The sequence below is a fragment of the Salipiger marinus genome (assembly GCF_900100085.1).
GTDB classification, from domain to species: domain Bacteria; phylum Pseudomonadota; class Alphaproteobacteria; order Rhodobacterales; family Rhodobacteraceae; genus Salipiger; species Salipiger marinus.
The window spans coordinates 156,893-178,053 of sequence record NZ_FNEJ01000012.1 but is presented as its reverse complement, the minus strand read 5'-3'; the positions used below and the strand labels follow the sequence as shown (position 1 = coordinate 178,053).

Below are 21,161 nucleotides of genomic sequence, written 5' to 3'. Positions count from 1 at the left end.
CCCGTTTGACGAGATCGCCGTCGAAGAAGCCATCCGGCTGAAAGAGGCGGGCAAGGCCTCCGAGATCGTGGTTGTCTCCATCGGCGTCAAGCAGGCGCAGGAAACGCTGCGCACGGCGCTGGCCATGGGCGCGGACCGTGCCATTCTGGTGACCGCCGCCGAGGACGTGCATCAGGACATCGAACCGCTGGCCGTGGCCAAGATCCTTGCCGCCATCGTCCGGGACGAGGCGCCCGGTCTGGTGCTGATGGGCAAGCAGGCCATCGACAACGACATGAACGCCACCGGCCAGATGCTGGCGGGCCTTCTGGGCTGGGCGCAGGCCACCTATGCCAACAAGCTGACGGTGGAGGACGGCGCCGCCGTGGTCGCGCGCGAGGTGGATGGCGGGCTGCAGACGGTGAAGGTCACCCTGCCCGCGATCGTCACCGCCGACCTGCGGCTGAACGAGCCGCGCTATGCGTCGCTGCCCAACATCATGAAGGCCAAGAAGAAGCCGCTGGACGAAAAGACCGCTGCGGATTTTGGCGTGGATGTCAGCCCCCGGCTGGAGGTGATCGGCACCGCCGAGCCCGCCACCCGGGCTGCGGGCGTCAAGGTCGGGTCGGTGGATGAGCTGCTGGCGAAACTCAAAGATGCGGGGGTGCTGTGATGGCCGTTCTCCTTCTTGCTGAAATCACCGAGGGCACGCTGGCGCTGGACGCCACCTCCAAGGCGGTGACCGCCGCGCAGACGCTGGGCGAGGTCACCGTGCTGGCCGTGGGCGCGCAGGCGCAGGCCGCTGCCGAACAGGCGGCCACGATCACCGGCGTCGCCCGGGTGCTGGTGGCCGAAGATGCGCTTTATGGCCACCGGCTGGCAGAGCCGGTGGCGGCGCTGATCCAGTCGCTGGCGGGGGAGTATTCCCATATCGTGGCGCCCGCCACGACGGATGCCAAGAACATCCTGCCGCGCGTGGCGGCGATGCTGGACGTGATGATCCTGACCGATGTCACCTCCGTGGTGGATGCGGATACGTTCGAGCGCCCGATCTATGCCGGCAACGCCCTGCAGACGGTACGGTCGAAGGATGAAAAGAAGGTTATCACCTTCCGGACCTCGACCTTCGAGGCGGCGCCGGGCGGCGGCGCGGCCCCGGTAGACAGCATAGCTGCGGCGGAAAATCCCGCGCTTTCCGAATGGGTTGAGGACAAGGTGGCGGAATCCGACCGCCCCGAACTGACCTCGGCCAAGATCGTGGTGTCGGGCGGGCGCGGCGTCGGCTCCGAAGAGGATTTCCGCATCATCGAGGCGCTGGCCGACAAGCTGGGCGCCGCCGTGGGCGCCAGCCGCGCCGCGGTCGATTCGGGCTTTGCGCCGAATGACTGGCAGGTGGGCCAGACCGGCAAGGTCGTGGCGCCGGATCTGTATATCGCCTGCGGGATTTCCGGGGCAATCCAGCACCTTGCGGGCATGAAGGACAGCAAGGTGATCGTGGCGATCAACAAGGACGAAGAGGCGCCGATCTTTCAGGTCGCCGATTTCGGCCTCGTCGGCGACCTGTTCCAGCTGGTCCCCGAGCTGACCCGGAAAACCTGAGGCGGGGCCCGCCCTGTCTCAGTCGGCGGTCCAGCCGCCATCCACCAGCAGCGAGGTGCCGGTGACCAGCGCCGAGGCCTCCGAACAGAGATAGACCACCGCCCCCATGATGTCCGCCACCTCGCCGACGCGGCCCAGCTTGATCTTGTCCTCGATCCAGGCGCGGCGGACGGGATCCGCCAGCGTCTGCTCCCCCAGCGGGGTGCGGATGAAGGTGGGGCACAGCGTGTTGACGCGCACGCCATGCGGCCCCCATTCGATCGCCATGGATTTCACCATCCCCTCCAGCGCGTGTTTGGAGGCGCAGTAGACGCCACGGTCGATGCCGCCCACATGCCCCATCTGGCTGCTGACATGCAGGATAGATCCGCGCAGGCCTGCCTCGATCATGCGGCGGGCGACGGCGGTGGACAGGAAATAGGCCGCGCGCAGGTTGACGTTCATCACCGCGTCAAAATCCTCTGGCGTGGTGTCGAGCGCCGGACCATGCCGCGCCATTCCGGCGGAATTCACCAGAATGTCGACCGGATCCGCCTCGGCCAGCGCCGCGCGCATGGCGGCAATATCGGTGATGTCGAGCACCAGCGTCTCGCAGGACAGCCCCTCGCGGGCCATCGCCGCGGCAAGATCCGCCAGCGGACCGGCGCCGCGCGCCACGCAAAGCACATGCGCCCCCGCCCGCGCCAAGGCCGTGGCCGCCCCAAGCCCGATGCCCGAGGTGGCCCCGGTCACGAGGGCGCGTTTGCCATGAAGTGTAAAATCGGGTGATGTCGGCAGCTGCATCGTCGCCCCCTCTCTGGTCGTGAATGCCGGCGCGGGCGGCCCGGGCGCGCGATCTGGCGCCCGGACCGGCCAGGGTCAGTCGGTGTCGCGATAGGGTGCCGCGCCGCCATAGGGCACGTTGATGCCGCCATAGCGCCGGACGCGGATGTTGCACTGTTCGGCATGGCCGACAAAGCCTTCCAGCAGGCACAGGCGCGAGCCATAGGCGCCGATGCGCGCTGCCGCCTCATCGGTGGTGATGCGCTGGTAGCTGTGGGTTTTCAGGAACTTGCCGACCCAGAGCCCGCCGGTATAGCGCCCGGCCTTCTTGGTGGGCAGCGTGTGGTTGGTGCCGATCACCTTGTCACCATTGGCGACATTGGTGCGCGGGCCAAGGAACAGCGCGCCGTAACAGGTCATGTTGTCCAGATACCAGTCATCACGGTCGGTCATCACCTGCACATGTTCCGACGCGATGTCATCGGCCACCGCCAGCATCTCTTCGTGGCTGTCGCAGACGATCACCTCGCCATAATCCTCCCAGCTTTTGCGGGCGGTGTCGGCGGTGGGCAGGATGTCCAGCAGGCGGTCGATCTCGGCCAGAGTCTGCTCCGCAAGCCGGCGCGAGGTGGTCAGCAGCACGGCGGGGGAGTTGTAGCCATGCTCTGCCTGCCCCAGCAGATCGGTGGCGCAAAGCTCTGCATCCACGGTGTCATCGGCGATGACCAGCGTTTCGGTCGGCCCGGCAAACAGGTCGATGCCGACCCGCCCGAAAAGCTGGCGCTTGGCCTCGGCGACAAAGGCATTGCCCGGCCCCACCAGCATATGCACCGGATCCACGGTCTCGGTGCCAAGCGCCATGGCGCCGATGGCCTGAATGCCGCCCAGCACCCAGATCTCGTCGGCGCCGCCAAAATGCATGGCGGCGATCACCCCGGCATTGGGCTTGCCGCCAAAGGGCGGGGTGCAGGCAACGATCCGCGGCACGCCCGCCACCTTGGCCGTGGCCACCGACATATGCGCCGAGGCGACCATGGGGAACTTGCCGCCGGGCACGTAGCAGCCGACCGACTGCACGGGGATGTTCTTGTGGCCAAGGATGACGCCGGGCAGGGTTTCCACCTCGATATCGGTCATCGAGGCGCGCTGCGCCTCGGCGAATTTCACCACCTGCGCCTGCGCGAAGCGGATGTCGGCGATCTCGCGCTCGGTCAGGGTGGCGATCAGCGCCTCGATCTCTGCCGCCGACAGCCGGAAATTCTCGGGGCTGTAGCTGTCGAACTTCTCGGACAGCGCGCGCACCGCCACGTCGCCGCGCGCCTCGATATCGGCAAGGGTGCTTTCGACACTCGCGCGGGTCTGGGCGTCGTCCTGCCGCCGGTCGTCATCGGACCGGCCGCGCTTGAGATAGTCGATGGTCATTGCGGAATGCTCCTGTCGGATCAATGTAAAAGAACCAGAGCCGGGCCGGTCAGCGCCCGACCCCCTGCCGGAACGCGGCGGTGACGGCGGCGCCGCCGCCCTGCATGAGCGTATGTTCGGAGCCCACGACGAAGAAAGAGCCCCCTGCCGAGCCATGCGGCTCCAGCGCTTCGCCGGGCGGGCAGTAAAGCCCGGTCGCCGCCCCCTCTGCCGCAAGGATGGTGCGGGTCATCTCGGCCACCTCGGGGGCGAAGAAACTGTCGAGCCCATGCGCCACCGCAAGATCGGCCCGCCCGATGAACAGCGCGTCCACGCCATCGACCGCGGCGATCCCGGCATGGTTGATGACGCCGTCGCGGTCCTCGATCTGGCAGATCAGCGCCAGTTCGCTGCGGGCCGTCCCCAGATGCTCGGGCAGCGTCCGCCCGGCATAGTCGGCGGCGCGGGTGGTTCCGGCAAAGCCGCGCCCGCCCGGACCATAGCTGACGGCGCGCGCCAGCGCCTCTGCCTGCACCACCGTTTCCACATGCGGCACCATCACCCCGGCGGCCCCGGCATCCAGCACGCTGAGGATCCAGTCCGGCGTCGCCACCGGCACGCGCACCACGATGGGACAGCCGATCGCCCGCCCGGTCATCACCATGGCATCGGTGCTGCCCCGGTCGAAGGGCGCATGTTCGGCATCCACCACCAGAAAGTCGAAGCCCGCGCGGGCCATCACCTCGACGATGATCGGATGGGGCGTTTTCAGAAAGGCCCCCACCAGCGGCTCTCTGGCGGTCAGCCGGGCCCGGAATTCTGCGTTTGTCATGATCTCAACTCCTCTCGCTGCGGTCAGGCAGGCTGCGATGTCGGGGGGGTGGGCTGCAGGGTGACCCTGCGGGAGGCAAGCACGAGCCCGCCAAACACCACAGCCCCGCTGAGCGTCGCCCACCATGGCGGCATGAGCGCAAGCCCGACCGGCAGCAGCCAGAGCAGCCGCGCCGCCATGCCCCCGGGCAGGCGCGCGCCACCCAGCAGATGCGCCATGGCCAGCACGAACACCGCGCCAGAGATCACCGCGCGGGCGATGGCCATGGCGCCGCCGCCGCCCAGCATCCCGGGATAGGCGATGAACAGCATCGGCAGCGCATAGGCGGTGGCCCCCAGCCGCAGCGTCTGCAGCGCCACCTTCATCCACGGCGCCTGCGCGATGGTGGCGGCGACAAAGACGCCAAGGCAGACCGGCGGGGTGATCACCGACAGCGCCGCGTAATACAGCACGAACATATGCACCACGAGCGGGTCGATCCCCTGCTGGATCAGCGCGGGCGCAAAGACCGCCGCGACCATCACATAGGCCGCCGAGGTCGGCAGGCCCATGCCCGCGATCAGGCAGACCACCGCCATCAGCCCGGCGATCAGCCACAGCTGCCCCTGCCCGATGCTCAGCACCGCCGCCGTGACCGCGACGCCAAAGCCGGTGAGGTTGATCATGGCCACGAAGACCTGCGCACCGACCAGCAGGATGCCGACGATGACGACCCCCTTGCCGCCCGCCTCCAGCGCGCGCAGGATGATGCCGAAGACGGCGCGCGGATCCTCGCCCTTGCTGATGCGGGCCACCAGCACCGCGACCAGCATGGCGATCATGCCGTAACAGGCGGTCAGTTCGACCGAATTGCCGTTGATCACGCCAAAGGCCAGACCCAGCAGCCCCGCGACGATGGGCGCCAGCCGCGCAAAGCTCATGGCGCCGCGCCAGTCGGGCAGCGTGTCGTCGGTGACCGGGCTGAAGCCCTGCCGCACCGCGATGACATGCACCGTGCTGTAGATCCCAAGGTAGAACAGCAGCGCCGGCACCACGCCCGCAAGGGCGATCGCCCAGTAATTCAGCCCCACAAGTTCGGCCATGACAAAGGCCGCCGTGCCCATGATCGGCGGCGCAAGCTGCCCGCCGGTCGAGGCGATGGCCTCCACCGCGCCCGCATAGGCGGGCGGGTATTTCAGGCGCTTCATCAGCGGGATGGTGAAATTGCCGGTGGTCGCGACATTGGCGACGGTGGATCCGTTGATCGCCCCGAAAAACCCGGAGGCAAAGGTCGCGATCTTGGCGGCCCCGCCCGGACGCGAGCCGCCAAGCCGCGCCGAAAGGTCAAAGAAGGTCTCTCCGGCGCCGGTATGCAGCAGGATCGCGCCGAACAGCACGAAGGCCGCCAGCGTGGTGGAGGCGACATTGACCAGCATCCCCCAGAGCCCGCGATCCGACAGGAAGATGATCTCGGTCAGATAACCTGCGTCAAAGCCGCGATGCCCGAACTGGCCGGGGATGAGATAGCCGAAAAACGCATAAGCGACGGCGGCGATCACGATCAGCGGGAACACCCAGTTGGAACTGCGCCGTGCCAGCTCCAGCACGCAGAGCAGCGTGCCGAAGCCCATCACCATGTCCCAGCCCGTGGCCCAGGGCAGGTCGGTCATGATCGACTCGTAACTGCCGATGATGTAGCTGCCCGACACCGTGACCATGGCGACGATGGCAGCGTCGATGGCGATGCCCAGCGGGCGCCAGCGGCTGCCTTCGAACAGCGGATGCATCAGCACCGCCAGCGCGGTGATCATCATCACGAACAGCGACCGCTGCACCAGCGATTCAAACGGCCCGCTGAACGAGGTGTAGAAGACAAACGCGCCAAGCAGCACGGCCAGAGCGCCGATCGCCGTCTGGCGCAGTCTGGCCGGAGAGGTGGGGGCGTCGGAAGAAACGGTCATCGCGGCACCTTCGCGCAAAGGGGGGGCGGACCGGGCAGCGCGGCGCTGCACCGGTCACAGGACAGTAGGCTGGGGTCAGCCGCCGGTTACTTCAGGTGCTCGGGCACGGTCAGCCCGATTTCCTCGTAATAGCGGATCGCGCCGGGATGCAGCGGGCTGGTCGCGTATTGCAGCGTCAGCTCCGGCAGGTTCAGCCCCTTGACCGCCGGGAAGGCGGCGGCCTGTTCGTCCATGTTCTCCATCACCGCCTTGGTCAGGTCATAGGCGGTCTGGTCGTCAAGATCGGGCCGGGCCGAGACGCCGATCATGAAGCCCCACGCCTTGTAGGGGCCGGAATTCTCCATCTCGCCGCCGGGCATCTCCACGATGGAGAGTTCGGGCAGGGAGTCGCGGATCTGCGCCTCCTGCGCGTCGGTCATGCCCAGCACCTGCAGCGGGGTGAAGGCGGCGATGTCGGTGGTCAGCGCGTCAAAGCTGGTGCCGACAGCGCTTTTGACGAAGCCTTCGGACCGGTCGTCCTTGATGGCGTTCGCCTGCTCGCCATTGGTGCCGCGCACCCAGTCGGGGGTGACGCCGAGCAGCGCGAACACCTCTTCCGAGGTCGCCTCGGTCGAAGATCCGCGCATCCCGGGGCCGAATTTCTGCCCGTCGAGCCCGGAAAGGTCGGTGATGCCGGAATCGCGGCGCACCACGACATTCTGCGGCGCCAGCGAATAGGCCCAGAGCAGCTTTGACTCCACCGGCCTGCCGTCAAAGGATTTCACCCCGGAATAGGCCTGATAGAGCGTGGAGGTGGTGATCAGCCCGATGTCGAGCTGCCCGCGCGACATGCGCTTGAGGTTGTCGACCGTGGCGCCGGTCTCGACCACGGAGGCCTGATAGGTGTCGGGATAGGCCCCGTTCACGATCTGCGCCAGCGACGCGAAATAGGCGTAATGCGCGCTCTGCGAATTGGTGGCGCCAAAGGCAAGCCGGGTTTCGGCGGAGGCGGGCGTGGTCAGGGCAGCGGACAGCGACAGGATCGCCGTCGCCGCAAGGCAACGGAATTTCATGAATCTCCTCCCAAAGAATCCAGAGCCGCCGGTACGGCGGATGCGACAGGACAAGCCACAGATCGGCGGGGCGCTGCAACTCTTGCCTGATTTAGTGAAATTATTTCACTAGCCGCTGGCGCGTTCGCGCATTTCGCCGGGCAGGATGCGGATGTCCCCCACCTGCTCTGATCCGTCCGCCGCAAGGATGATGTCCACCGCCTGATCCAGCATCCGGCGCAGCGGCTGGCGCACCGTGGTCAGCCGGTAGGATTCCCATGCCGCCATGGGAATGTCGTCAAAACCCACCACCGCCAGATCCTCCGGCACCCGGACGCCGCTGATCCGCGCCGCATCCAGCACGGCGATGGCCATGATGTCATTGGCGCAGAACACCGCATCGGGCAGCGGGCGCAGCGTCAGCATCTGCTGCGCCGCGTCATAGGCCTGCCGGTAGCTGAAACCGCCGTCGAACTGATGCGCGATCAGCCGCCCCGCATCCTCCAGCCGGTCACGGAAGCCGCGCCGCCGTTCGATATGGGTCGAGGTGTCAAGCCGCCCGCCGACAAAGGCGATGCGCTGGCGCCCCTGCGCCAGAAACCGCGCCGCGATCATCTGCGCGCCGCCGTAATTGTCGCAGCAGACCGCCATCATCCGGCTGTCCGACTGCACCCGGTTCAGCAGAACCGCCGGCAGCCCGTTCTGCCGACAGGCCCGCGCCAGCCCGGAGGTCATGGTGGAACTGGCAAGGATCACGCCCTCGGTGCGGAAATCCAGCACCTGCCGGATGATCGTGTCCACATCCTCGGCAGAGGGCACCACATGCACGATGGCCTTCAGCCCGCGCGAGGGCAGCAGCCGGGTCAGCGCATCCACCGCGACCGGATAGAACGGGTTCTGCATCTCGCTGACCACCATGGCGATGGTGTTGCTGGCCTGCGTCGCCAGCACCTGATCGACCTTGCTGACATAGCCCAGATCCGCCGCCGCCGCGAAGATCGCCTTGCGCTTTTCCTCGGCAAGGGGCGCGGTGCCGCGATAGGCCCGCGACACGGCAGAGACCGACACACCGGCCCGCGCGGCCACGTCTTTTGCTGTGATCTTTTTCATGCCGCAACGATAGGAAGTTTTTCACGGCATGTGAAATTTTTTCACGCCTGCACGCCCCGGACTGGCGGGGCGTGGCTTTTTTGGCGGCACCCCTAGCGGTACAGCAGCACCGGCGCGCGCACCGTCTGGATCAGCGCGGTGGTGGTGGATCCGATGATCAGCGCGCGGATCCGGCTGTGGCCATAGGCGCCCATCACCAGCAGGTCGGCGCCCGCGTCGGTCATGACCTGCGCCAGCACCTCCTCGGGGGAGCCGGGCAGCACGCGGCCCTCTGCGGTCATCCCCGCCCCGGACAGCCGCTGCACCACCTGATCCACATCCTCCCGGATGCCCGCGTCTTCCTCGGCCACGCAGACCACGGTGACCGCAAGCCCCTTGAACACCGGGCTCGCCGCCATCCGGTCCACCGCGACCCGCGCGCTGGCGCTGCCGTCATAGGCCAGCAGCACCGACGTGATCGGGCGGAAATCGCGCGCGGCGACAAAGACCGGCACGCGGGTGCTGCGCACGATCCGTTCCAGATTGGACCCAAGATGGCCGGAGGCGAAATCCGCCCCCTCGCCGCGCTTGCCCAGCGTGATCGCGCGGATCTCGGGCTCCAGCGCGCGCACCGCCTCCAGCAGGTCGCCCCGGCGCAGCCGGGTGGTCACCCCGGCCACGCCATCGCGTTCCAGAATGGCCTTGGCATCCTCCAGAATGGCATGGCCGCGCGCCTGCGCCAGCCGCGCGCGGCTTTCGTCGAGCGTGGCCAGTTCCTGCAGCAGCGCCGAGCGGGCGCCAAGCCGCAGCGTGCCCGACAGGTCGCTGGGCGCCGCGCCCTCGCGCCGTCCCAGCACATGCAGCGCCTCGACCTCTGCCCCCAGCCGCCCTGCGATCCATGCGGTGTGATGGCAGACGCTTTCGGAATAGGCGGACCCGTCCAGCAATGTCAGTATCTTGTCCATGTCATCCTCCCTCAGTGGCCCATCAGCTTGTCCAGGGCGCCGGGCTTGTCATGGATGGCAAGCCGGTCAACCAGCGTTTCGGACGCCTCGTTCAGGCCGACCACCTGCACCTCTGCGCCGTCGCGGCGGAATTTCAGGATCACCATATCCAGCGCCTGAACCGAGCTGATGTCCCAGATATGGGCGCGGCTTACGTCGATCACCACCCGCTCCAGCGGCTCGCGCAGATCGAAGGCATCGGCAAAATCCTCTGCCGAGCCGTAGAACATCTGGCCCTCGACGCGATAGGTGCGCTGCCGTCCGTCCGGCGACAGATCCGACGTGACCCGGAACAGCTGCGCGATCTTGGCGGCAAAGAAGATGCCCGACAGCAGCACCCCCACCAGCACGCCGATGGCAAGGTTGTGGGTGTAGACCACGGTGACCACCGTGGCGATCATCACCACCGAGGACGAGCGCGGATGCGTGCGCAGCGCGGTGATCGAGGACCACGAGAAGGTGCCGATCGACACCATGATCATGATGGCGACCAGCGCGGGCATCGGGATGCGCGCCACCAGATCGCCCAAGCCCACCACGAGGATCAGCAGCACCGTGCCGGCGGTGAAGGCCGACAGCCGCCCGCGCCCGCCGGATTTCACGTTGATGATCGACTGCCCGATCATTGCGCAGCCCGCCATGCCGCCGATGAAGCCGGTGGCGGTGTTGGCGATGCCCTGCCCGATACATTCCTGATCGCGGCTGGATTTGGTGTCGGTCAGATCGTCGACGATGTTCTGAGTCATCAGGCTTTCCAACAGGCCCACCACGGCGACCGCGGCGGAATAGGGGAAGATGATGACCAGCGTCTCGAAATTCAGCGGGATGTCGGGGATCAGGAACACCGGCAGCGTGTCGGGCAGCACGCCCATGTCGCCCACGGTGCGCACGCCGTCCCAGCCCATGGCCAGCACCAGCACGGTCAGCACGATGATCGTGACCAGCGGCGAGGGCACCGCCTTGGTCAGGCGCGGGAACAGGTAAATGATGGCAAGCCCCAGCGCCACCAGCGCATAGGTCAGCCAGGTGACACCCTCGTTCGCGGGGTTCAGCTCTGGCAGCTGCGCCATGAAGATCAGGATGGCCAGCGCGTTCACGAAGCCGGTCATCACCGATTTCGACACATAGCGCATGAAGCGCCCGAGCTTCAGCAGCCCGGCGCCGATCTGCAAGAGCCCCGCCAGCACCGTGGCGGCCAGCAGGTATTCAAGCCCGTATTCGCGCACCAACGTGACCATCAGCACGGCGGTGGCGGCGGTGGCGGCAGAGATCATCCCCGGCCGCCCGCCGGTAAAGGCGATGAGCACGGCGATGGAGAAGGAGGCGTAAAGCCCCACCTTGGGATCCACCCCCGCGATGATGGAAAAGGCGATGGCCTCGGGAATCAGCGCCAGCGCCACGACAAGCCCCGCCAGCAGATCGCCGCGGATATTGCCGAACCATTGGTGCCGGTAGTCGGTCAATGAAATCATGTTCAGTCCAGGACCCGAGGCGCGGAAGGTCTTTGGCAAGACGGTCCGTCAAGGCCGGTCGGGTTTCGTCAAGATGTTGTCCGGCGGATCGGCGGCCGGAAGAGCCACCCGGATTTTCACCGGGTCCTTGCGCGAATGCCCCGCATAAACGGGATCTGGCCCATGGACACAAGCGCAAATGACCCAAGACCCGGCGCGCCGCGGGCGGGCTGTGGCTTTTTGGGCCATGGGTCTGCGGGGCACACGGAAAATTTGCGCGCCGCGAATTGCCGAGCCTCGCGCGCGCGCCTAAGTGGCGATGATGACATCTTCTCTCCTCCCTCTGGGCCCCGTGCTGTTTCTGGATGATGTGCGGGACGGCCTGCTGCATCTGGCCGCGCTTTTCGTCACCGATCCCGGCCAGACGCCGCCGCCGCTCGACACACCCGACGGGCCGCAGCCGGTGACGCGGCTTGCGGGTTACGATCAGGCCACCGTCTGGCGCGCGCGGTTCACCCTGCCCGCCGACCGGCCCTCCGCCTATGGCTGGGCGGGCGACCGCTATGAGGTGGCGGGGGATCTGACCGGCGACCTGCGGCTGGGATATGTCTCCTGCAATGGCGAGGAAACCGGCGATCTGCTGCGCGAAGGGTCCGAACGCAACGCCATGTGGGCCCGCCTGCGCGAAGAGCACCGCCGCCGCCCGCTGGCGCTGCTGCTGCATGGCGGCGATCAGGTCTATGCCGACGAGGTCACCCATGACCACCCGCTCAGCCATGACTGGCCCGACAGCCTGCCCGATGCGCCCTCGGCCTCGGCGCTGGCGGGGCTGCGCCAGCATCTGCGCGAACGCTTCCTGACCCGCTATCTGGCGGTGCTCGCCGCCCCCGAAGCGGCATGGCTGATGGCGCGGGTGCCCTCGCTCATGCAATGGGACGATCACGACATCTGCGATGGCTGGGGGTCCCTGCGCCGCTCGCGGCTGGGGTCGGGGGTGGGCCAGACGCTGTTTTCCGCCGCGCGCGAGGCGGCGCTGCTGTTCCAGCACGGCGCCTGCGACGGGGATCTGCCGCGCCGCTTTGCCGATCCCGCCGGGCATCATCTGGGCTGGACCGTCCGCGCGCCGGGGCTGCGACTGCTGGCGCCCGACCTGCGCTCCGAACGGACGCGGCGGCAGGTGATGGGGCCGGGCGGCTGGTCGCTGATGGAGGCCGAATCCCGCACCCCCCTGCCCGGCCACACGCTGCTGCTGTCCAGCGTGCCGCTCTTGGGGCCGCGCCTGTCGCTGCTGGAGGCGGTGATGGTCGCCGTGCCAAAGATGCAGAAATACGAGGATGACCTGCGCGACCAGTGGCAGAGCCGCGCACATCGCGACGAATGGCGCCGCATGCTGCAGATGGTGGCCGAGATGGCGCGCCAGCCCGGCCATGCGCTGACCGCCGTCTCGGGCGAGATCCATCTGGCGACGCGGGCGGTGATGGATTTGGGCGAGGGGCGCGGGCTGCAGCAGCTTGTCGCCTCCGGCATCGCACACCGGGCGCCGCCGCAGGGCTGGGCGCGGTTTCTGGGCACGCTCGCCAGCTTGGGCGAAGGGCCGCTGCCCGGCCATCCCATCCGCATCGGTCGCCTGCCCGGCCAGCGCGGGCGCTATGTGGCCGAACGCAACTACCTGCTGCTGGAACGGCAGGGGGCGGAGTGGCAGGCACGCTGGGATCTGGAAACCAGCGGCCTGACCGATCCTCTGGCGCTGTAGGGGGCGGGTCATCCCGGCCCTCCCAGCGGCAGGGTCGAAAGCCCGGGCAGCGCCAGCAGCAGCAGCAGGCGCAGCAGTTCCACCGCCAGAAACGGCAGCGTGCCGCGAAAGATCACCGGCGCGGGCACCTCGGGCGCCGTGGCCGCGATGACGAAGAGATTGAGCCCCACCGGCGGCGTGATCATGCCCAGTTCCACCGCCATCAGCATCAGCACGCCCAGCCACAGCCCCTGCTGGTCGGGGCTCAGACCGAAGTCGAGCGTCATCAGCATCGGCACCACCACCGGCACCGTCAGCAGCACCAGCGACAGGCTGTCCAGCACACAGCCCGCCGCCAGATAGGCCAGCAGCACCAGCCCCAGCACCGCCATCGGCGGCAGCCCGGCGGCACCGGCCCAGCCGGTCAGCGCCTGCGGCAGCTGCGACAGGGCCAGCATCACAGTGACCATGTCGGCGCCGAACAGGATCACGAAGATCATCGCGCTGGTGACGGCGGTCTCGAGCAGACTGTCGCGGAGCCCCGCCCAGCCCAGATCTCCGCTGCGGATCCCGGCCAGCGCGGTCAGCACGACGCCAAGGCAGGCGGCCTCTGCCGGGGTGAAAAGGCCGCCGTAAAGCCCGTCCAGCACCAGTGCAAAGATGCCAGCCGCGGGACAGATGGCGCGGAGGCTGCGCCAGCGGTCGGCGCTTGGGCAGGGCGGATGGCGCGGCGCGGCATCGGGCCAGATCCGCACGGTGACGGCGATGGCCAGCACGAATCCCGCCACGGCGAGCAGCCCGGGCAGCAGCGCCGCCAGAAACAGCGTGACGATGTTCTGTTCGGTCAGCAGCGCGTAAAGGATCAGCACCACCGAGGGCGGGATCAGGATGCCCAGCGTGCCCCCCGCCGCCAGCGTGCCGCAGGCCAGCCCCGCGCCATAGCCGTGGCGGCGCATTTCCGGCAGCGCCACCCGCGCCATGGTCGAGGCGGTGGCGACCGACGAGCCCGAGATCGCGCCAAAGAGCGCACAGCCCGCCACCGCCGCCATGGCAAGCCCGCCGCGCCAGTGCCCGATCCACGCGCGGCAGGCGGCGAACAGCGCCGCCGACAGCCCGCCGCGCGTGGCGAGATGGCCCATCAGCACAAAAAGCGGCACCATCGCCAGGTCATGCGACATGAAGCGCGCGGGCCATGCCGTGGCCAGATGCGCGGCGAGCGCCGCCGCGCTGGAGAAATGCGCATAGCCAAGCGCGCCGGTCCCAAGCATGGCAAGCCCCAGCGGCGCGCGCAGCGCCACCGCCAGCAGCAGCGCGGCCAGCAGCCAGAGGGCGACCATCCCTCTAGCCTCCCGGCGCGGGCGGGGGCTGCACCGCCTGCCAGAGCGCGATGGCGCCTGCCCCGGCGGCGCCAAGCAGCGCGGGCAGATGGCCCCACCAGAGCGGCAGCGCCAGCAGCATGCTGCGGCCGCCGGTCCCGCGCATCTCGGCCATGCCGCGCAGCATCACAAGCCAGAGCAGCGCCCAGATCGCCGCCGCCAGCCAGAGCCAGATCCGGTCCAGCGCGGCACTGGCGCGGGGCGGCGCCCCGGCGGTAAAGACGGTGATGACCACATGGCCGCGCCGCAGCTGGCAGAGCGGCAGCACCAGCCCGGCGGCACAGGCGCATCCCATCTCCACCAGTTCGTAATCGCCGCGCAGCCCGCCCTGCCCCAGCGCGCGCAGAACCACCGACAGCGTCACCGCCAGCGCCATGGCGCAAAGCACGGCCCCCGCCGCCAGCGCCGCGCCGCGCGCCAGCCGGTCGAGCCAGAGCCCCGCCCCGCCCATGGCCTCAGACCCCCGCCGCCAGCAGCGCCTCGGCCCGCGACAGAATGGCGGCACCGTCGAGCCCCGCCTCCTCCAGCACGCGGATCCAGTCGGCATGGACCGGCAGGGCGGCCTCGCGCCAGCGCGCCAGTTCGGCGGCGGGCAGCGGCGTGATGGTGTTGCCCTGCGCCAGCACCACCTGCCGCCCCGCCGTCTCGAACCGGTCGAAGCTGGCACCGATGCGGCGCGACAGATCCGGCCCGCTGAGCCCGTCCAGCACCGCGCGCAGTTCGGCGGGCAGGCTGTCATGGCGGCGCGCGTTCATCAGCAGCACGTTGCTGTTGCCGTAAAGCCCGCGCCCGCCCGGTTCGGGTTCGCTGCTGAACCGGGTCAGTTCCTGCAGGCGGAAGGCGGGCACAACTTCGTAGGGCAGGCAGCAGCCGTCGATCACCCCGGTGCTGAGCCCGGTCACCATCTCCGTCACCGGGAAAAACACCGGCTCCGCCCCCAGCCGCGCCAGCAGATCGCCCATGCTGGCGCTGGGGCTGCGGAGTTTCAGGCCGCGCAGGTCGGCGGCCCCGGCCACGGGCGCGTCGCGCAGATGCAGCTTGCCCCCGGCATGGACCCAGAAAGCCAGCGGGCGCGTGCCCGCAAAGTCCTGCCCGCCAAATTCCGTCATCAGCCGGTGCAGCGCGACCGAGGTCTGTTCGGCGCTGGTCACCATGAAGGGCAGGCCCATGGTTTCGGCCACCGGAAAGCGGCGCGGCGTATAGGCGGGCATCGCCCAGACCAGATCGGCGATGCCGCTGCGCGCCTGATCGGCCAGCTGCGGCGGCCTGCCGCCAAGCTGCATGGCGGGAAAGATCTGCAGATCAAGCCCGCCCTCCGACGCCTCCGCCAGCGCCGCAGCCCAGGGTTCGAACACGGCGGTCTGCATCGGCGCCATGGGCGGCAGGAAATGATGCAGGCGCAGCGTGATCCGGGTGCGGCCCGCCCGCGCCGGGGCGGCAAGCGTGGCGCCCAGACCCGCCAGCACCGCGCGCCGCCCGAGGCGCGGCGGGGTCAGCGGCGGAGCGGGCGGGTGTTTGTGCGGGCGGGCATCAGACGGGCGCAAGGCAGGCCTCCTCGATCAAGGCGGATCACTGCCCCCTTGTCACATGCCGGTCCTTGCGAAACTCCTAATCCCCGAGGCTCTCAGATCTGCTGCCCGCGCAGGCGGCGGGTCGAGACCAGATCGAACAGACCATAAAGCGCCACCACCGCAAAACAGGCCGCAGGCACCAGAAAGGCGGGGGCGGGGCCGAAGGCGTCCAGCGCCGCGCCATGCACCATGGGCAGCACGGCGCCCCCGGCGATGGCCATGACCAGCCCCGCCGCGCCGAACTTGGTATCCTCGCCCAGACCTTCCAGTGCGATGCCGTAGATGGTGGGAAACATCAGCGACAGGCAGGCCGACAGCGCCACCACCGCCCAGACCCCGGCCATGCCGGGGCTGAGGGCGGCAAAGCTGGCCAGCGCCACGCCCAGTCCCGCCATCCCGGTCAGCAGCAGCGACGGGCGCAGCACCCCCATCAGCCCGACCATGGCGAAGCGCGACAGCAGGAAGACGACAAGGCTTGCCTGCAGATACCAGCCCGCCTGCGCCTCGGTGCCGCCAAGGGCTCCGATCACGTAATGCAGGGTGAAGGTCCATGTGCAGGTCTGCGCCGCGACATTGAAGAACTGCGCCACCACGCCAAAAGCGTAGTGCCGGTTGCGCAGCAGCCGCCGCAGCGTGGCGCCAAAGGCGATGCGGCCCGCCGTGGCGGGGGTGGTTTCGGCCCGGGCGGGCATCGGGCAAAAGGCGATCAGCAGCCAGATCACCAGCAGCACGACGGCAAAGCCCACATAGGGGCCCATCACCGCCGCAAGCTCGGCCTGACGGATCGTGTCCAGCGCGTCGGGGGTCATGGCGGCGCGCTGCGCCTCGGTCGCGGGGTTGAGGTTGGGCAGGATCAGGCTTGCCGACAGCAGCACGCCGATATTGGTGCCCACCGGGTTGAAGGCCTGCGCGAAATTGAGCCGCCGCGTGGCGTTATGTTCGGGCCCCATGGCGATGACAAAGGGATTGGCGGAGGTTTCAAGGATCGACAGCCCGCCCGCCAGACAGAAGAGCGCGAGCAGGAAGAAGCCATAGGTCATGGCAAGGCTCGCCGGGTAGAACAGGAAGGCGCCCAGCACCGCCAGCCCCAGCCCGGTCAGCACCCCGGTCTTGTAGCTGAAGCGCCGGGTGATGAAGGCGGCGGGCAGCGCCAGCAGGAAATAGGCACCGTAATAGGCGAACTGCACCAGCGAGGCCTGCAGCGTCGACATCGAAAAGATGCGCGAAAACACCTGCACCAGCGGGTCGGTCATGTTGGCCGCGACCCCCCAAGCGGCGAAACACAGCACCAGCAGCGCAAAGGGCAGGCCCATGCCCTGATCCACGAACCGGCTGATGAGTCTGCGCATCCCACCCCTCCTTTGGCACATCCGGGGCGGGCCTTAGACCATCCTTGGACAAAGCTCCATAAGCGCGGGGGGAATTTCTAAAAGAAAGTGATTAATTGTCGCGCCCCGCCCCGAAAGGCGGCCACATGCGGGAAAAGATGCCGTCGCGGCGGATCAGCCCGTGATAGGCCGCAGCGCCCATATGCATCAGCACCAGCCCCGCCAGCGCAAAACCCGCCAGCGCGTGCAGCGATTTGGCCAGATCGGCCAGCGGTTCAGAGCGTGGCACCAGCGGCGGCAGGCCAAGCGCATCCAGCGTCTCGATGGGAAAGCCGCCCGCACGCACCCGGATGTAGCCCAGCACCGGCAGCGCGATCAGCGCGGCATAGATCGCCCAATGCGTGAGGCCTGCGATGCGCGCCTGCGCGGGCGGCAGCGTGGCCGGCAGCGGCGGCGGCGGGTTGCGCCAGCGCCAGACCAGCCGCAGCGCCACCAACCCCAGCAGCAGCACGCCGGTATTCTTGTGGAACAGGAACAGCGCGTCCTGCAGCGGGCGCGCGATCCCCTGCTGCACCATCACCAGCCCGGCGGGGATCATGGCCAGCACCAGCACCGCCATGATCCAGTGCAGCAGGCGGGCGGGCAGGCGGTAGCGCATCATGGCGGGTCCCCGATCTCTGGCACAATCCCCGCCATGCTAGCACGAAACCGTGAGCCGGCAAACGCGGCGTGAGGCCCACTTGACTGCGCCTGACGCGCGCTAGACCATAGCGAATGGTTCTGATTGTTCCCGAGCCGCCCCGAGGGGCGCGCCGCTGGTTTCCCCGGCCCCGGTCTCTGGGCCCCGTGATCCGATTTGCGCTGGCAGCCGCTGCCGGTGCCCTTGGCGTGGCCGCGCTGGCGGCGGCGCTGTTTGATGGCGGCACGCTGGTGGCGCTGGCCCTGCATGGCGCGGGGGCGGCGCTGGCCGCCTTGGGTCTGGCGCGCAGCCATCCCCATTCCGCGCTGGGACTTGCCAATCTGGTGACGCTGCTGCGGATGATGCTGGTGGCGGTGCTGGCCGCCCCCCTGGTGCCCGGCGGCAGTGCTGCGGGCTGGGTCGTGGTGGGCTTGGCCGCCGTGGCGCTGGCGCTGGACGGGGTGGATGGCTGGCTGGCGCGGCGGCAGGGGCTGGCCTCCGGCTTTGGCGCGCGCTTCGACATGGAGGTGGATTCGGCGCTGGCGCTGGTGCTGGCAGCCCTTGCTTGGGCGGAGGGCACGGTGGGGCCGGTGGTGCTGCTGCTTGGCCTGCCGCGCTATGTCTTTGTGGCGGCCAGCCGGGGGCTGCCATGGCTCGACGGCCCGCTGCCCGACCGCCGCTCGCGCAAGCTGGTCTGCGTGGTGCAGATCGCCACGCTGATCGCGCTGCACCTGCCCGGCCTGCCCGCCGCCATGGCGCCGCCGCTGGTGCTGGCGGTGACGGCGGCGCTGCTGTGGTCCTTTGGCCGGGACGTGCTGTGGCTGTGGCGCGCGCGCGGATGATGCTGGCGCTGCGTCTGGCTCTGGCGGCGCTGGTGCTGCATCTGGTGCTGGTGCTGCCCAGCCATCCCGGCGCGCTGACGCCGGGGGCGCTGCTGCTGCTGCCGCTGGAACTGCCGCTGCTGCTGGCCCTGCTGGTGGCGGGGCGGGGCGCGCGCTGGCTGCGCGGGCTGATCGTCGCGGTGCTGATGCTGAGCGTGGCGCTGCGGCTGGCGGATCTGGCCATGGTCACGGCCTTTGCCCGGCCCTTCAACCCGGTGGGCGACCTGCCGCTGGCCGCCGCCGCGCTGAACCTTGCCCAAGGCAGTCTGGGCATGCCGATGACCGTGCTCGCGGTGCTGGCGGCTCTGGGCGCGCTGATCGTGCTGGCGGTGCTGCTGTGGCGGGCCACCGGGGTCTGGGGCCGGCTGCGCCCCCGGCCCCGCCTGCTGCCCGTGGCGCTGACGGCCGCGCTGGCGCTGCTGGTCGTGGCCCAGACCGGCGCCGCCATGGGCCGCTGGCGCCTGCCCGCGGATCCGCCCGGCACCGCCTTTGCCACCCGCCATCTGACCGAACGGCTGGTGCTGGTGGACCGCACGCTGCAGGATCTGCGCGAATTCCGCGCCGCCGCCGCCCGCGATCCGTTTGCCGGGGCGCCGGATTTGCTGCAGGCGCTGGACCGCGACCTGCTGGTGGTCTTCATCGAAAGTTATGGCCGCGCCAGCCTTGATGGCCCGCTTTACGCCGACACCACCCGCGCCACGCTGCAGGGCGCGCAGACCCGGCTGGCGGATTTGGGGCTGGCCATGGCCTCGGGCTGGCTCGCCTCGCCCACGCAGGGCGGGCAAAGCTGGCTGGCCCATGCCACCTTCGCCAACGGGCTCTGGGTCAATGACCAGAGCCGCTATGCCGCCGTGCTGGCCAGCGGGCGGCAGACGCTGTTTCACCATGCGGGCCGGTCGGGATTTCCCACGGCGGCGGTGATGCCGCAGATCACGCTGGACTGGCCGGAAAGCGCGGTGATGGGCTTTGACACCATCCTTGCCGCGCAGGATCTGGGCTATCGCGGCGCGCCGTTCAACTGGGTGACCATGCCCGACCAGTATACGCTGAGCGCGATGGACCGGCTGCTGCTGGATCCGTCCCGCGACCGGCCTGCGGTGGTGCAGGTGGCGCTGGTGTCGTCGCACGCGCCATGGGTGCCGGTGCCCGACCCCCTGCCCTGGGAGGAGGTGGGCGATGGCAGCCTGTTCACCCCGATGGCGCTGGCGGGCGATCCGCCCGAGGTGGTCTGGCGCGATCATGACCGGGTGCGCGAGCAGTATCGCAAGGCCGTGGCCTACAGCCTGCGCACCGTGCTGGACTATGCCGCGCGCCATGCCGGGGATGCGCCGCTGATGATCGTGCTGGGCGATCATCAGGCGGCGGGATTTGTCGCGCAGGACAGCCGCCCCGACGTGCCGGTGCATGTGATCGGCCCGCCCGATCTGGTGGCGCGGCTGGCGGCGCAGGGCCTGACGCAGGGGCTGATCCCCGCCGCCGACGCGCCGGTGCGGCCCATGGACCAGATGCGCGACCTGATCCTGTCCAGCCTGACGGATCCCGCCCCATGAGCCGGGCCACGCTGATCCGGCTGGCGCAGGCCGCCGTGGCCTGCGCGCTGCTGGTCCTGCTGTGGCGGGTGGCGGACGGGGCGCAGGCGCTTGACCTGCTGCGCAGCGCCGATCCGCTCTGGCTCGGGGCGGCGCTGCTGGCGCTGGCGGCGCAGACCGTGCTGTCGGCGCTGCGCTGGCGGCTGACGGCGGCGCGGCTGGGGCTGCAGATGGGGGCCGGACGGGCGGTGGCGGAATATTACCTGGCCCAGCTCGTCAATCAGGCGCTGCCCGGCGGGGTGCTGGGCGATGCGGGCCGGGCGCTGCGGGCGCGCGGCAGCGCGGGGCTGCTGGTCTCGGGTCAGGCGGTGGTGATCGAACGGCTGGCCGGACAGGCGGCGCTGCTGGCGGCACTGGCGCTGGGGCTGGCGCTCGGCGGGCGGATGCTGCCGCCCGGGCTGCTGCTGCCGGTGCTCATGGTGCTGGGCATCGCCGCGCTGCTGCCGCTGGCGCTGTGGGCGGCGCGCGCCCTGCCCGGTGCCCTGGGCCGCGCCGCGCGCGGTTTTGCCGGGGCCTGCGCCCGTGCCCTGCTGGGCCGCGACACCCTGCCCCGCCAGCTTGGCCTCAGCCTTGGCACCGTGGCCTGCAACCTTGCCGCCTTTGCCTTCTGCGCGCGGGCCACCGGCACAGCCCTGCCGCTGGCGGCCATTCTGGCGCTGGTGCCGCTGATCCTGCTGACCATGGTGCTGCCGCTGACCATCGGCGGCTGGGGCCTGCGCGAAGGGGCGGCGGCGGCGCTGTTTCCGCTGGCGGGCGCCAGCGCCGCCGCCGGGCTTGCGACCAGCATCGCCTTCGGGCTGATGCTGCTGGTGTCGGTGCTGCCGGGTCTGGTGGCGCTCTGGCCCGTCCCCCGCGCCCGCGCCGACCCGCGACCCTGATGCCATCTTGCCAAACCCGTTCCCCGGCTTAGCCTAAAG

Annotated in this window: 19 protein-coding genes and 1 other annotated feature; of the genes, 6 read left to right on the top strand and 13 right to left on the bottom strand. The window is 69.4% G+C overall.

The window, feature by feature from the left end; all coding sequences use genetic code 11:
• Both BLR51_RS15250 and BLR51_RS15245 read left to right on the top strand, forming a co-directional pair.
• A partial coding sequence (locus BLR51_RS15250; protein ID WP_089848466.1) for an electron transfer flavoprotein subunit beta/FixA family protein occupies positions 1-652 on the top strand: 652 nt, incomplete at its 5' end.
• Positions 652-1,578 carry an electron transfer flavoprotein subunit alpha/FixB family protein gene (locus BLR51_RS15245; protein ID WP_089848464.1) on the top strand — a complete coding sequence of 309 codons (927 nt, stop codon included), beginning with the start codon at positions 652-654 and terminating at the stop codon, positions 1,576-1,578. The genes BLR51_RS15250 and BLR51_RS15245, both read left to right, overlap by 1 nt.
• A gap of 18 nt (positions 1,579-1,596) precedes the next feature.
• On the opposite strand, the gene BLR51_RS15240 is transcribed toward BLR51_RS15245, so the two are convergent.
• The 8 genes from BLR51_RS15240 to BLR51_RS15205 all read right to left on the bottom strand — a co-directional run bounded on the left by BLR51_RS15240 (position 1,597) and on the right by BLR51_RS15205 (position 11,109).
• Entirely contained in the window at positions 1,597-2,361 is a 765-nt protein-coding gene (locus tag BLR51_RS15240; protein WP_089848462.1) for an SDR family NAD(P)-dependent oxidoreductase, read from the bottom strand.
• Positions 2,362-2,436: 75 nt separating this feature from the next.
• Positions 2,437-3,762, bottom strand: a complete 1,326-nt coding sequence (gene hisD / locus BLR51_RS15235; protein ID WP_089848460.1) for a histidinol dehydrogenase — start codon at positions 3,760-3,762, stop codon at positions 2,437-2,439.
• 49 nt (positions 3,763-3,811) lie between these two features.
• Positions 3,812-4,573 carry an HpcH/HpaI aldolase family protein gene (locus tag BLR51_RS15230; RefSeq protein ID WP_242656747.1) on the bottom strand — a complete coding sequence of 254 codons (762 nt, stop codon included), beginning with the start codon at positions 4,571-4,573 and terminating at the stop codon, positions 3,812-3,814.
• A gap of 23 nt (positions 4,574-4,596) precedes the next feature.
• Positions 4,597-6,513, bottom strand: coding sequence for a TRAP transporter permease (locus BLR51_RS15225; protein WP_089848458.1), 1,917 nt, complete (start codon positions 6,511-6,513; stop codon positions 4,597-4,599).
• An 86-nt stretch (positions 6,514-6,599) separates the two neighbouring features.
• A complete protein-coding gene (locus BLR51_RS15220) occupies positions 6,600-7,565 on the bottom strand; it encodes a TAXI family TRAP transporter solute-binding subunit (protein WP_089848456.1) in 966 nt (321 codons plus the stop codon).
• A 108-nt stretch (positions 7,566-7,673) separates the two neighbouring features.
• A complete protein-coding gene (locus tag BLR51_RS15215) occupies positions 7,674-8,654 on the bottom strand; it encodes a LacI family DNA-binding transcriptional regulator (RefSeq protein ID WP_089848453.1) in 981 nt (326 codons plus the stop codon).
• Positions 8,655-8,746: 92 nt separating this feature from the next.
• Positions 8,747-9,598 (bottom strand): universal stress protein, encoded by an 852-nt coding sequence (locus BLR51_RS15210; protein ID WP_089848451.1) that lies wholly within the window; start codon positions 9,596-9,598, stop codon positions 8,747-8,749.
• An 11-nt stretch (positions 9,599-9,609) separates the two neighbouring features.
• Complete coding sequence (locus BLR51_RS15205; protein ID WP_089848449.1) at positions 9,610-11,109, bottom strand: SulP family inorganic anion transporter; 1,500 nt, start codon at positions 11,107-11,109, stop codon at positions 9,610-9,612.
• A 74-nt stretch (positions 11,110-11,183) separates the two neighbouring features.
• Positions 11,184-11,239, bottom strand: a sequence feature (sul1 is cis-regulatory element that is thought to sense ions involved in sulfur or methionine metabolism; They are found in Alphaproteobacteria).
• 171 nt (positions 11,240-11,410) lie between these two features.
• On the opposite strand from BLR51_RS15205, the gene BLR51_RS15200 reads away from it, so the two are divergent.
• On the top strand, positions 11,411-12,841 hold the full coding sequence (locus BLR51_RS15200) for an alkaline phosphatase D family protein (protein WP_089848535.1): 1,431 nt from the start codon (positions 11,411-11,413) through the stop codon (positions 12,839-12,841).
• A gap of 8 nt (positions 12,842-12,849) precedes the next feature.
• Here the strand turns inward: BLR51_RS15200 and BLR51_RS15195 are convergent, their stop codons facing one another.
• The 5 genes from BLR51_RS15195 to BLR51_RS15175 form a co-directional block, all read right to left on the bottom strand.
• Positions 12,850-14,157, bottom strand: coding sequence for a TRAP transporter large permease (locus BLR51_RS15195; RefSeq protein ID WP_089848447.1), 1,308 nt, complete (start codon positions 14,155-14,157; stop codon positions 12,850-12,852).
• A gap of 4 nt (positions 14,158-14,161) precedes the next feature.
• Complete coding sequence (locus BLR51_RS15190; protein WP_165616833.1) at positions 14,162-14,647, bottom strand: TRAP transporter small permease; 486 nt, start codon at positions 14,645-14,647, stop codon at positions 14,162-14,164.
• 4 nt (positions 14,648-14,651) lie between these two features.
• Complete coding sequence (locus BLR51_RS15185; protein WP_242656746.1) at positions 14,652-15,740, bottom strand: TRAP transporter substrate-binding protein; 1,089 nt, start codon at positions 15,738-15,740, stop codon at positions 14,652-14,654.
• Positions 15,741-15,820: 80 nt separating this feature from the next.
• Positions 15,821-17,116, bottom strand: a complete 1,296-nt coding sequence (gene fucP / locus BLR51_RS15180) for an L-fucose:H+ symporter permease (RefSeq protein WP_207543637.1) — start codon at positions 17,114-17,116, stop codon at positions 15,821-15,823.
• Positions 17,117-17,207: 91 nt separating this feature from the next.
• The gene (locus BLR51_RS15175) at positions 17,208-17,756 is read right to left on the bottom strand and encodes a cytochrome b (RefSeq protein ID WP_089848443.1); all 549 of its coding nucleotides are present in this window, start codon (positions 17,754-17,756) and stop codon (positions 17,208-17,210) included.
• Between the two features lie 185 nt (positions 17,757-17,941).
• On the opposite strand from BLR51_RS15175, the gene BLR51_RS15170 reads away from it, so the two are divergent.
• From BLR51_RS15170 to BLR51_RS15160, 3 genes are read left to right on the top strand one after another with little or no spacing between them, the layout of a single operon-like run.
• Positions 17,942-18,616 carry a CDP-alcohol phosphatidyltransferase family protein gene (locus tag BLR51_RS15170; protein WP_242656745.1) on the top strand — a complete coding sequence of 225 codons (675 nt, stop codon included), beginning with the start codon at positions 17,942-17,944 and terminating at the stop codon, positions 18,614-18,616.
• A complete protein-coding gene (locus BLR51_RS15165) occupies positions 18,592-20,205 on the top strand; it encodes a sulfatase-like hydrolase/transferase (protein ID WP_242656744.1) in 1,614 nt (537 codons plus the stop codon). Before BLR51_RS15170 ends, BLR51_RS15165 begins: the two co-directional genes overlap by 25 nt.
• On the top strand, positions 20,202-21,122 hold the full coding sequence (locus BLR51_RS15160) for a lysylphosphatidylglycerol synthase transmembrane domain-containing protein (RefSeq protein WP_089848439.1): 921 nt from the start codon (positions 20,202-20,204) through the stop codon (positions 21,120-21,122). Before BLR51_RS15165 ends, BLR51_RS15160 begins: the two co-directional genes overlap by 4 nt.
• Positions 21,123-21,161 lie beyond the last annotated feature (39 nt).